Source organism: Brenneria alni, assembly GCF_003666245.1.
Classification (GTDB): Bacteria; Pseudomonadota; Gammaproteobacteria; order Enterobacterales; family Enterobacteriaceae; genus Brenneria; species Brenneria alni.
On the sequence record NZ_MJLZ01000001.1, the window covers coordinates 215,834 to 228,799 of the forward strand.

General features: G+C 55.4%; 7 protein-coding genes. 3 read left to right on the forward strand and 4 right to left on the reverse strand.

All coding sequences use genetic code 11. The annotated features are described in order from the left end of the window. Positions 1 to 221: 221 nt before the first annotated feature. The 3 genes from ahpF to xopAD form a co-directional block, all read right to left on the reverse strand. Entirely contained in the window at positions 222 to 1,790 is a 1,569-nt protein-coding gene (gene ahpF, locus BIY29_RS00930; RefSeq protein ID WP_121572900.1) for an alkyl hydroperoxide reductase subunit F, read from the reverse strand. A 72-nt stretch (positions 1,791 to 1,862) separates the two neighbouring features. Beyond that, complete coding sequence (gene ahpC, locus BIY29_RS00935) at positions 1,863 to 2,426, reverse strand: alkyl hydroperoxide reductase subunit C (RefSeq protein ID WP_121572902.1); 564 nt, start codon at positions 2,424 to 2,426, stop codon at positions 1,863 to 1,865. A gap of 240 nt (positions 2,427 to 2,666) precedes the next feature. Continuing rightward, a complete protein-coding gene (gene xopAD / locus BIY29_RS00940; RefSeq protein WP_121572904.1) occupies positions 2,667 to 10,634 on the reverse strand; it encodes a XopAD/skwp family type III secretion system effector in 7,968 nt (2,655 codons plus the stop codon). Between the two features lie 95 nt (positions 10,635 to 10,729). Here xopAD and BIY29_RS20145 point away from each other — a divergent pair, with 95 nt between their 5' ends. After that, a complete protein-coding gene (locus BIY29_RS20145) occupies positions 10,730 to 10,906 on the forward strand; it encodes a hypothetical protein (protein ID WP_170158868.1) in 177 nt (58 codons plus the stop codon). Between the two features lie 275 nt (positions 10,907 to 11,181). Then, a complete protein-coding gene (locus tag BIY29_RS00945) occupies positions 11,182 to 11,367 on the forward strand; it encodes a hypothetical protein (RefSeq protein WP_276310273.1) in 186 nt (61 codons plus the stop codon). Between the two features lie 136 nt (positions 11,368 to 11,503). On the opposite strand, the gene BIY29_RS00950 is transcribed toward BIY29_RS00945, so the two are convergent. Then, on the reverse strand, positions 11,504 to 12,310 hold the full coding sequence (locus BIY29_RS00950; protein ID WP_121572905.1) for an AraC family transcriptional regulator: 807 nt from the start codon (positions 12,308 to 12,310) through the stop codon (positions 11,504 to 11,506). A 119-nt stretch (positions 12,311 to 12,429) separates the two neighbouring features. Here BIY29_RS00950 and BIY29_RS00955 point away from each other — a divergent pair, with 119 nt between their 5' ends. Further along, positions 12,430 to 12,879, forward strand: coding sequence for a hypothetical protein (locus tag BIY29_RS00955; RefSeq protein ID WP_121572907.1), 450 nt, complete (start codon positions 12,430 to 12,432; stop codon positions 12,877 to 12,879). Positions 12,880 to 12,966 lie beyond the last annotated feature (87 nt).

Genomic DNA, 12,966 nt, shown 5'->3' on the forward strand with positions numbered 1-12,966 from the left:
GAATAGAATATACCAGGAAGCAAACAAGCACACATATTCTAAAATAGTTTTCCTGCCTCCATGTTAAGAGTGGGCGGTATTATGGATTTGTTATTGTCTGGTGGCAAGCCCCGCCCCACATTTTTTCTCAACGGGAAAAGACAAAACCCCCCATTCAGCCAGACTGAATGGGGGGTTTTGTCATCAACCACACCGGCAATTTACCGCCAGCGTAATCAATATCACGCGGCGGGCTGAGTTCTGATCAGATAATCAAATGCGCTCAAAGAAGCTTTTGCCCCTTCACCGGCGGCGATAATGATCTGCTTGTACGGCACCGTGGTGCAGTCTCCAGCAGCAAATACGCCTTTAACGCTGGTTTCGCACTTGGCATCAATTTCAATTTCGCCGATCCGGTTGCGAGCGACCGTACCTTCCAGCCAGTTGGTATTAGGCAACAGACCGATCTGGACGAAGATCCCTTCCAGCGGCAGTTCGTGCTGCGTATCGCTGACGCGATCTTTATAGACCAGACCGGTGACTTTCTGGCCGTCGCCCTTCACTTCCGTGGTCTGCGCGTTGAGAATGATGTCGACATTCGGCAAGCTACGCAGCTTATCCTGCAATACGGAGTCGGCTTTCAGTTCCGGTGCGAATTCCAGCAGCGTAACATGCTTCACTACCCCGGCCAGATCGATGGCCGCCTCCACGCCGGAGTTACCACCGCCAATCACCGCCACGTGCTTGCCTTTAAATAGCGGACCGTCGCAGTGCGGGCAGTAAGTCACGCCGCGGGTACGGTACTGATCTTCACCCGGTACGCTCATGTTTCTCCAACGGGCGCCGGTCGCAATAATCACACTGCGGGATGTCAATATCGCACCGGAAACGGTTACCACCTGATGCGGCGCACCCGGTTCACTGCCTGGGATCAACGCTTCAACGCTCTGTGCGTCGATCAGATCAACATCGTAGTCATCAACATGGCTCTTCAGCGCGGTTGCCAGCCTCGCCCCTTCCGTTTTCGGCACGGAAATATAGTTTTCGATGTCTACGGTATCTAATATCTGGCCACCAAAACGTTCACCGATCAGACCGGTACGAATGCCTTTACGGGCGGAATAGACCGCCGCCGCCGCCCCTGCCGGGCCGCTGCCGACGATCAGCACATCATACACCGGGCGTTGATTCAGTTTTTCAACCTGTTTAGCGCCCGCGCCAGTATCAATTTTGGTCACGATCTCAACCAGGCTCATGCGGCCCTGGCTGAAATGCTCGCCGTTGAGGAACACCGTCGGCACGCCCATGACGTTGCGACTCTGGATTTCATCCTGAAACACGCCGCCGTCAATCGCGGTATGGGTAATGTTTGGATTCAGCACCGCCATTAAATTCAGCGCTTGCACCACATCCGGGCAGTTGTGGCAGGATAATGAGTAATAGGTTTCAAAATGGAACTTACCGTCAAGAGTGCGGATTTGGTCGAGTAATTCTTGCGCTTCCTTTGACGGATGCCCACCAACCTGCAACAGTGCCAGGATCAGCGAGGTGAACTCATGCCCCATCGGGGCGCCGGCAAAACGCGGGCCGCTCTGCGATCCTGGATTGGTAATCAGAAACGAGGGTTTACGCACTGCCAGGTCATTGTGTTCGGTAAAACTGACCTGTTCGGATAATGCGGCGATCTCCGACAGTAATTCTCTTACTTCAGAGGATTTCGCTGAATCATCCAGAGTCGCAATTAACTCAACAGGCTTGGTTAATTTTTCCAGATAGGCTTTCAACTGGACTTTCATTGTATTGTCGAGCATTGGTTATCCTCAGTGCAAAAAATCGGGTGCCAGGCACCCGATAAAAACATCACTATCTCAGCGGTTTCAGGCTTAGATTTTACCGACCAGATCCAGAGATGGGGCCAACGTCGCTTCACCTTCTTTCCATTTGGCTGGGCAAACTTCGCCGGGGTGAGACGCAACGTACTGAGCCGCTTTCACTTTGCGCAGCAGGTCTGACGCATCGCGGCCAATGCCTTCGGCGGTGATTTCCACAGCCTGGATAATACCCTGTGGGTCAACGATGAACGTACCACGGTCGGCCAGGCCTTCTGCTTCACGCAGGTTTTCAAAGTTACGGCTCAACTGACCAGTCGGGTCACCGATCATGGTGTATTTGATTTTGGCAATAGTTTCAGAGCTGCTGTGCCAGGCTTTGTGCGTAAAGTGGGTGTCGGTAGAAACCGAGTAGATTTCCACACCGCGCTGCTGGAATTCGTCGTAGTAATCAGCGACATCGCCCAGTTCAGTCGGGCAAACGAAAGTAAAGTCAGCCGGATAGAAGAAGAATACGCTCCACTTGCCTTCAATATCCTTCTCAGTCACTTCGATAAACTTGCCGTCTTTGAAAGCTTGGTTTTTAAATGGTTTAACCTGGGTATTAATTACTGACATCACTATATCCTCATGTGTGTTTACATGGGAGTAAGTTACAGAAACGTGATCGTCATCACCAATTCGTTGTCGTTATCGAATCGATAAGTAATACCTTACTTAGCGATAGGCGTGGAGTGACAAACTACCCGGTCACTCCCCCTCATTGGCAGGCTGGCTAATCATTCGTGGGACTGACAGCCCCAGCGAGCAAAAAATTGAGTACCTGGCGGAGATGACAAAATTTTGGCGGCTTCCGGCTTACAACTCCTGATAGTGATTAAATGACGGCAGCATTTCCACGCCGGTCGGCGTCGGAACTGCGGCAGCAGCGTGTTTCAGTTCCTCAAACAGGACGTCATTGGCACGCTGCAGTTGTTCGCGCCGCTGCAGATCGTCGGTAAGCCGCAGCGCCACTTCGTCATTCTGCCACCGACGGTACAGATCGTGCGTAACGTTCTTGTTTCTCAGGCTCTCTTTCGTATGGAACTGCAATTCGAAATCCATGCCTTCCGGCGTGCGCAGGTTAACATTGAGCCCGGCGTAACTTCTGCCCATCGTCATAAAAGCATTGTTGATGCGCATGATTTTCATGCCGTGCGCTTCGATTCCCCGCAACGCACGCTCGGCATCATGGCCGAAGGTGTCATTGGGCAGCAGCACAACCCAGCGTATGGCATCCCTGACGCGGGCGGCTGCCTGTTCCTCGGTGAGATGATTCAGGACACTGAGCCGGTGAATTTTTTCCCTGAGCGATTTCGCTTTCTTCGCTACGCTGTGCTCCTTCACGATGTTCAGTTGCAGGTCTTCCAGAATCGGATTGATTTGACGCTCAATCCGGCTGGCATCATTCATGAGTTTCCGCATCGGAGCAGCAGGACTGCTGACGCCAGCGGCAGCAGACTTGACGACGCGCAGCATCGGTTCAAACTCCCAGTCTTCAATATGCTCGCAGCCGACGGGCGTCGGCACCTGCCTGAACGCCTGTTTGAGCGGCATTATTCTGGCGGTCAGTTCCTCAACGCTTGCCCCTGCCCGTCTCATGGCGAACAAGTCCTTATAGTCGTTGTGGTGATGCTCCTTAAGTTCGAAGCTCTGCCCGGTATGGAATTGCACCTCCAGGCGAACCACCCGGCCATCTGCTCCTTGCTCCATGAGTTTGACGTTGATGCCTTTATAGGTCTTCTGCGATGAAGTAAACCCATTGTGAACCAGGGTCTTAAGCAATCCTTGCCGATCCAGCGCGTCCATAATCCGCGCATAGCCCTGCGCGAATTCGTCCTGCTCCAGAATGACGCTGTAGCGTAGCGCATCATTTACCGCGGCCACGGCTTTCTTCACCGCCAACTGGTCGTACAGCATTAGTTTCTCCAGCTTCTCGCGCAGCGATCCCTCCGACTTGATGCGATGTTCATGGCCGCGCAGTTCACCAACGCCTTGAATAGCTTTTTTGATAATCGCCGTCATGCGAGGTTCATCTGCTATGGCTTGCTGATGCAGAAGACGTGCGAAATGCGCCAGTTGCGCCTGGGTCTGCGCCGGGCCGTCCTGCTGTGCAGGTACTCCGGTGATCCTCCCTTCCTGGATCAGCGTCTCCAGCGCCATCTCCATGATGCCTGCGGTCATCGTGGGATTTTCGCGCAGTCGCTGCAGGTTCGCTTCCGCGTTGATGTCGCCTTCACGCAGCTCGTGTACGATGCTGCCCTTGGTATAGGGCACGATGCGGATGCGGTTGGGTTCGTTGTATAGTACGCGCTCCAGGCGGTCGGCAACCTTGAGGAACAAATCTGTCTGTGTGACCGCTTTCGGCGCGTCAGTGCCGACCTTGGCGCCCAGCGTGAGCAGATTACTTAGGCTTTCCAGCGGAGCTCCCGGCACGTAGCCGGGCTGCCCGTTCGGCAGGTCGGCGGCGTCATCCATCTGTCCGGCAGACAAGGTAGCACCGGTATGAGGCAGCATGGCCCTGGGGTAATTTTCGATCAGCGCCGTCAGACGCTCCCGCGGGTTGCCAGCCGACTCCCAAGCCTGCGCCAACTGCGGAAATTGTTGCGCTACCCCGGTCGGCAAAGGCGTCGACGCGCTGTCCGATTGCGTCAGGACGCCCGTACGCTGCGCTTTTATTCCCGCCTCCAGTTGCTCCAGCAGTAATTGCGCCACCTGGCGCGCCAGGGGGTGACGAGCGTATTTCACCCCCGCACGAGCGCGATGAAGCAAGTCATCCTGCGTCTGCCGCAGGGTTTTACTGCCGTCGTCACGCTGCGCCGCCTGCTGCCCCAGTGACAGACGCATATAGCGTTGATCTTCTTCCTGCGCTACGGTTTTTTTTTGTCCGTTCAGCCATTGCTGTAAACCGCGCCGCAATTCCCTCTCGGTGCCTTCGTATGTACCGAAGAGCGCACGCGTAGCCAGTTGTTCGTGCAGCGCCGGAGGTTGGGCGTAAAACTGAAATTGCATAACGCTCATTCGTCCGAGCAGATCGTTTCCCCGCACCGCAGATAATATTTCCGCAGCGCGTCCAGCATTGTAGCCATGAACGGCGTCAGACGCGCTGTTGGCTGTTTTGGGCGGCTTAAAAGAGCCGAGTTTGCCGATGCGCTGCTCGACCTTCGTCAAATGTTGCGTTATCACCTGCGCCATCTTCGGCAGGCCGGTAAAGACATAGACCTTATCGCCGTCGCAGTCGGCGTCACGCTTCCTGAGCTCGTTAATCGGTACGGCGATAAGCGAACCCGGCGGAAAAACATCCTTGACGCGCAGACTGCCCACCGTATCCATCAGCGGCGGAAGCCGGTCACGGCGGCGTCCTTCCGTCCAGCTCGAATGCACCTTCATGTCTTCGGTGGACCATACCCATTCTCCTTGGTTGTCACGCGGCCAGAGTTCATCCGGCACGATGATGGTCACGCCTTTACCGTGCAGCATCGGCGCGTCATCGCCATCGGCGGACGTGCCGCTTTCGTCCCAGGCGGTATAGCTGTATTGAAATGCGAAAGTGTTGCGCAGAAAGCGGGCCGTCGCATCGCCGTTATCCACAGTGCCGACGCGCCCGGCCCCTATCTCCATCAGGTTAGCCTTGTCATAAGGCGGTTTTCCCAGCAACAGCGGGCCGTCGCCGATGGGGAGCTGCTGGCTGCTTTCATTCGGTAAATGGAGCCTATTGTCGGCGGAGGGGACAGCTATACCCTGGATGCCGGAGATATTGGCGCTGACCAGTAAATCATAAAGTTTTTGCGGCTTGATCTCGGGCAGAGCGCCGGATACGGGGTCTGGACACAGTGTCGGATCTTCCCGCAATGACCGCAACAGATGGAGCCGGGCCTCTTCGATAGCCTCGGCGTCACGCGGGAAGTGATGCGTCGCCTGGGGCGGCAGCACCGACATACGCGGCGTAGCCGTCAGCACCTGTTGCTGCCGGGTGCGCGTCTCCGGCGCGGCGTGCCAGGCTTCGAAGGCCTCGCGGATAACCGGGATCTTGCAGGCCAGCGAAGCGCGAATGAAGCCGCATCCGTCGTTGGGTTCGAGCATGATCGGCTGGTTGTCGGGCGTCCGCAGCGGAAATACCAGCGGCGCCCCAGACGACCGGTCCGGCAACAGCGACAGCCGGATTGGCCCTTCAACCACAGAGTTGCGCGGCACCACTTCCACCAGCGCCCGCTGCATACGGAACCAGTCCTCCCGCTGCGGGTTGAGCTTGCGGATAACATCGCGCATCAGCGGCGCTTCCGTAAACGTATCTGACACTCGCAGAGCGGGGAGCCGCCCGTAACGCCTCACCCCGTTGTCGCTGGCGGACAGCAGGTCATGCACGCCCTTTCTGCTCGGCTTGATATGGCTACCCCCGAACATATCCATACGCAACAGATCGCCGTCGTGCCTGATGATACGCGACAACATGAACGCGCTAAGTTTTCCGGGCAGTTGCACTTCCAACAGCGGCAACTTGCCGTCCGTCAACCGCGTGAAGAAGCTGTAATTCATCGCGGCCACGTCATCGCCTCCGGCAGAGCTGTCGGCCTTGATTTGTCGACCATTCAGATCGATGACCTGCAGTTTCGCTGCGCCGACCTGGCTGCCGAGAACATCGCGTACAGCCGTCAGGCCGCGCAATTCCCGGCGCACGGCCAGTACGTCGAGCGGCGTGGGCTGGTGGGCCAGCGTTATCATGGCATAATCCTTGCGCAGTTTCAGGTCGAGGGTATCGTTGATCCGCTCACCCGCTTCAATCTGCGCGATCAGATTCCAGGAGCTTTCATCAAGGTCGCTTTCGATAACCCCCTTCACCTGCTCCATCGTCTGTCCGAGCCAGGCCTTCAACTCCTTGTGCCGCGCCCACAGCCCCTCGCCGCTCACATAGTCGGATCTCCATTCGTTGGCGTCTAACACGTTGCGATGCTTCCACATCCCCGCCACCACATGGTAGGTCTTGAGCAACAGGAAAAAGGTCAGCCCCGGACGGCGCGTATCGAACGTCTCGTCAGACGGTTCGCTTTCCGGTGCAGACGCACCCGCCGCAGACTTAGTCAGGTTGGCATCGATATAGCACTGCATCTTGCGTGCGATATCCGGCTGTATCCGTTCGAGCAGACGCAGGGTTTCTTTGCTGAATTTTTTCAGATCGGAGGAGCATAACAGCGGCCGCAGCCCGGCCATCAGGTTGCCCAGAGATTCCAAATCATTTTCCCTAAACCGGGTTTGTGAGTGGATGACCTTTATCCGCTCCAGCCCCTGGCGGGCGATGAGACGTAGACAATCCTTGAGCTGAAGGCTGGCCAGGGCCTTAAACAACATGGCTATCTGCCGTGTTTCGGCCTGTGCGAGGCGGTCGCGGCACGAGTCCAGATGCGCCGTCAGTTCCCGCAGGCGCGCATGGATAAGCTGTATCTGCGGATACTGCTGGCTCTCTTCCTTGCTCAGTATATCGTTCAACGCCAACGCAAACCGCGCCATGCCGTTCGCTACCGCAGCCAACCCGATCATGGTAAAATCCCTGAACGGACGTCCGCCGCTGCCCAGCAGCCTGATGATGTCGATGGCCGCCTCCTGACACGCTTTATCGGTATTATTTCTGCTGAGTGCGTTGACGATATTAGCCAGTTCATGGGCCTTGAATTTGCCGGGGTCAGCGAGTTCCTGGCGTCTCAAGGTGAGCGCGCTGGCCACTTCGCCAATCGCCTGCTGGCAGGTGACGTCGTCAAGGAACTGGTTTAGACCTTTAGTCACATTCGACAAGTGCCGGGCGTTGAACTGCTGCGGATCCCCCAGTTCCTCCTTTCGCGCCAGCAACGCTTCGGCCATCAGGCTCACCGTCCGGCGGCAGCTCTCGTCCAGAGGAAATTTACTCAACCCGTTGACGATTGTCGACAGGCTCAACGGATCGAGTCGCCGCGGATCGCTCAGTTCTTCTTTTTTTTCCGCCAGCGCGTCGGCCATGCCGGCAACCGCCTCATGGCAGGCGTCGTAGTCAGAAAACTTGCTCAACCCGTTGATCAGCATCGACAAATGCTGGTATCCGAATCTGCCGAAAGAACGGCTGTTTTCGGACAACGCAGCAGCGATATGGACGATCGCCCGCTGACAGGACTTGTCGTCGGGAAACCGGCTCAGTCCGTTGACGATATTCGCCAGTTCCTGCGGGGCGAATTGCCGCAGATCGCGCAATTCCCGTTTCCGTTGCGACAGCGCGTCGGCCACATCGCCGATCGCCGTCCGGCAGGATTTGTCGTCAGGGAACCGGCTCAGACCGTGGACGATATTCGCCAGATGTTGCGGGATGAACCGCTGTGGATCGCCCAATTCCCGTTTGCGCTGCAACAGCTCGCCAGCGATATGGCTGACCGCCTCCCGGCAGACGTCATTGTCGGGAAAATGGCCCAGACCGTTGACGATATTCGCCAGACCGCAGGAGTCAAGTTGCTCCAGGTCATTCGACGCCTTCCGACGCGCCAGCAGTATGGCAGCCATGTCGGTCGCCGCCGTCTGGCAGACGTCTATTTCAGGGAACTTACTCAGACTGTTGATGGTTGCGCACAACTCATTCAATTTAAATTGTTCGGGGTTATCGAGCTCGCGCCGCCGTTTGATCAGTGCGTCGGCTATATCGGCAGCAACACGTCGGCACGCCTGATTATCGGAGAACTTACTCAAGCCGTTGAGGGTATTCGCCAGGGCGCGCGGGGTAAACTGGCGCGGGTGGTACAGTTCCAGTCTCCGCTGCAACAACGCGTCGGCCAGGACGTCAATTCCCCGCCGGACGGCATCACAATCAGCGAATTTTCCCAGACCGTTGGCAATACTCGACAGATGTTGCGGGATAAACTGCTGCGGATCGTTCAATTCCCGTCTGCGACTCGACAGCGCGTCAACCAAAACGGTTATCGCTTCCCGGCAAGGCTCATTGTCGGGAAAGTGCCCCAAACCGTTGACGATATTCGCCAGATGTTGCGGAAAGACCCGTGACGAATCGCCTAGTTCCCGTCGGCGCGCCGTCAGTGCGTCCGCTATAAGCACTATCGCCCGCTGGCAGGTGTTGCTGTCGGGAAATTTGCTCAACCCGTTGATGATGCTTGCCAATTCATTGACCTGGCCTTTTTCGACGAGGCTATTCCGCCCATGTCGGCTCTCCTGCAGAATATCCGCCATAAGAATAACAGCCTGGCGGCAGGACCTGTCGTCGGAAAATTTGCTCAGGCCGTTGATAATGCACATCAGATCCTGATGTACGAAAACGCCGACGGTAAACTCCTGTCGCCGCATAGATAGCGCAGACGCCACACAGGCTGCCGCATTACGGCAGCGTTCTTTATCAGGGAACTTGCCCAGGGCGCTGACGATATTAGATATCGCCTGAAGGTTGAATTGCCTGGGGTTGCCTAATTCCTTTTTCCACGCTGGCAGCGCGGCGGCGATGTCGAAAACGGCCTGTCGACACGCCTCGCTATCAGGAAATTTGCTCATGCCGCCGATAATATTCGACAGATCCTGGGGCTTGAGCTGGCGGTGATCGTCCAACTGATTTTTGCGGCGATGCAGCGCAGCGGACACCTGCTCCATCGCCTGTAGGTTGGCGTCGCCATCGGGCGTCTTGCTCAGGCCGTTGGCGATGATGGCCAGGGTTTTCGTGGTATAAACGTAAAGCTGGTCCTTGTTCAGGACGATCATATCCGCCAGCGCTCGCAGCCCGCTCATGCAGAGGCGGTCATCAGGCCATTTGCTGAACGCGTTGATCAGCAGGCCGAGATCGCGTTCTAAACTCAAGGTGCCCTTGCCGATCCATCTCTGCAACGCCGCTGTTCCGTCCGATGCGCGGAGGTCGGCGATGGCGCCTGCGATCGTCGCACAGCCAGCTGCCTGTATCGGTTGCGTCTGCCCCCAGCGATTGCACAGGTGGCTTATCCGGGCGACATAATTATCGCTGTCGCTGATATCGTCAATGCTTTCATGCATCGAAGAAAATGCCATCGCCGACTCCCGCCAACGTTGCAGCACCAGCGTTGACTTGCCGTTGTCTTCCAGAAATGGCCGGTGATCCTTTAAAAGGTTCGACAAAGCATCGACATAGCACGTAAACATATTTGAATTACGTAGAAAATCCGCTGCCGAACGATCAAGAAGCGCGATAGCGCCTCCCAGGTCGTTGTAGCGAATGAATTTCTTTATCCGCTGTAACAGGGCAACCTCATCTCTTCTCAGTTCGCGTGCGGCGGCGAATTCCCGGCGAAAAGCCGCCCGTTCTTCCGCGCCGGGCAGTGTAGTCCGCTCCTCCGCCTGTTCCCCTTGATGCCGGGACGTTTCGCCGCGAGATTGTCCGACGCACGGCTGTACGTCTGCGTATTCATCGTGGTCGCGGCGTCTTACCGAAGAAACATCATCGCGTGCATCGTGGCGCGTGCGTTTTGACGGGCCGGGTTCGGCATCCCGTTCGCTGTGCATCCGATCACGTTTGCCGTAGGTTTGCGACGTGCTGAAATGTCGGCCTCGCGAACGCTGAATGTTTTCCTCACGTAAAGTAGGGCGGTAAAGCGCCCCAGCGCGATGACTTGCTGTGGTATAAGGTTTTGCCCGGGACGCTCTGCGATGCTCAGTAATGCGTTCCCGTCCGGATATCCGAGACCGGGCATGACTTCCCTCATCTGCGGTCGCTCTCACGGAACGGTGCGGTTCTGGTTCGCCGTCACGCGGCTTCTCGACATCGACGATCGGATTAATGACAGGTACTGAATTAATTTTCATAAGGTTTAAAAGATAGTGTTTTATACATTGACGATACTGCCCAATAGATTTCGCATAGCGCTTTCAATCTCATACAGGTCAAAATGGCGGCAGCCATGAAAATACTCCACGTTTTGGTAAGGGGCGTCGGGAAACAGATGGTAGAACGTCGTCAAGAACCACTTCGTGCAGTCGGTATCTTCGTCAACAAAGCGGCGGGGAAGGCCTGTCTGACAGGCAACCTCTCAGTGGATCTGTTTAACTATCTTTGTATGGGCATTATGGTGAGCTAAAGAATGAGAAACTGGCCTCGACTGTAGTGGCGTTGTTTCAGAATATCATCATTCAGCCATACATCGATTTGTTGCCCCCCCAGGCTGCTTCGTTCAGGAATAATGCCCGCATCGGTGGTTGCATATGGCGCGTACTATGCCATTGTGTGTGGAATTATCAGCGGGAATAGTTCCCAGCAGAAACATTTGAACAAAAACCTGTGATTTGACGGCGATTTATTCAGAAAGACGCACTACACAGTGCGATCTCATATATCGTTAATGGCATTTTCAAGGTGGCCTTCGTCGGTTCCGCACATGCGACAACCTATGAAGGCATTCCAGGGCTTGCGGAACTCCACGGCGTGCGATCGTTAATAATCGACGACAATGGTAAAAAATCTCGCCCCGAGGTTCACACCAACGTGAAAAATTATGGCAATAAACTCAACCCGGATGTCATCATGTCTTACAAACCTTAACCCACGCATATCAGCAAAGATAGCGCCTTGCTCAGAACGGGAAAAACATGGGATGAGGCTTATCACCGGGTTGCCTCATGACAAATGTCGTTCAAGACAGTTGCTAAATAATTCGAGTTGCAGGATGGCGGCGCTGTTAGCCTCTGGATTTCCATTCAGACAAATATCGACCCGGCGACTTGCCAAAGGTCTTTCTGAACATGGTGATAAAACTGCTTGAACTTTCATATCCGAGGTCGAACGCGACGGTTTGAACAGAATCCCCGCTGGCCAGACGTTGCAGCGCCAGGGTGATGTGCAGTTGCCGTTTCCAGCGGCCAAAGCTCATGCCGATATCCTGTAAGAAGAGGCGGCTCATCGTTCGCTCTCCCAGACCAATACAGGCCGACCATTCTGCGGCTGATCTTTTATCGGATGGATTGGTAATGATCCTATCGACAAGACGCCGCAAGCGGGGATCTTTCGGTATCGGCAGACACAAGTTCTCCCAGGGTGGTATAACGAGTTCATCGATGATGACCGATAAAAGCCGTTCTTCCGGCCCGCCTGCGGCATAGAGTACCGGAAATGTCGCCGCTTTCAGCAACAGTTCACGTAACAAGTGCGATACCGAGGTGATACAACTCGTCGCCGGAAGATGGGTCTGCCCATCCCCATCCACCCACACGACATAACTTTCCAGTTTGCCGAAAGCATAGGCGCTATGCATAACGCCTCGCGGAAGCCACAGGGCGCGTTGAGGGGGCACAATCCAAACATCCCTGCCAACCTCGCAATGCAACACACCCTGCGCAACATAGATAAGCACGGATTTACGATGCTGACTTTTTGGCGCTTCCCAACGCTGCCCTCCCCAAACAAAGCGACTGGTAACCACGGTTCGGGGAATGTCATCAAGGTCGGTTGGCCTCTCGCCATCAAAATTAAAGCCCAGGGCTTTCATCAGTTTTCTACCCGGAATTGTCCGAAATGAACAATATTCTGTCTGAATGGATTAATGCGGTCAATACCAGGCACCCATAGAATGAGACTCATTTTCATTTACTTCACGTAGGGAATGCCATGCCGATACTCGACGCCACAACCTTTCCGCTGGTATGGGTTGATTTTGACGCAAGTGGTCAATCTGGAGATATGCAATCCCTTGACGACTACTTCCAACGACTTGAGCGCCTGATTTCACGTGACGAGCCGTTTGTCATGCTTTCACATGCCCCCAGGAAAGATCTGGAGGCTCGTAGGCACGACAAGGCGAACCTTAAACCAGCATCGCGTTGGATGAAGCAACACAAACAAGAGTTAAAACACATCCTCGCGCTGATCATCATCGAACCCAGCCCGATGAAACGTTACGCAGGCCAGGCCATAGCTGCGCTTTTTGGCAAGTTCTGGGGTTATCCGCTTCTGTTTACCGCAACGGTTGACGATGCACGCATATTGGCCATGAGTTTGCTGGCCAATGTCGCCCGGAAAGATGAAAAACCGGCTATGGGTCGTTCCCGTAATGACTAACACCAGACTGATTATAAATTCGGGACAGCGCGACAGTAGCCGTTTCCGTAGCAATACGCTCATGGATTGTGCAACAGCCCCCGTAAA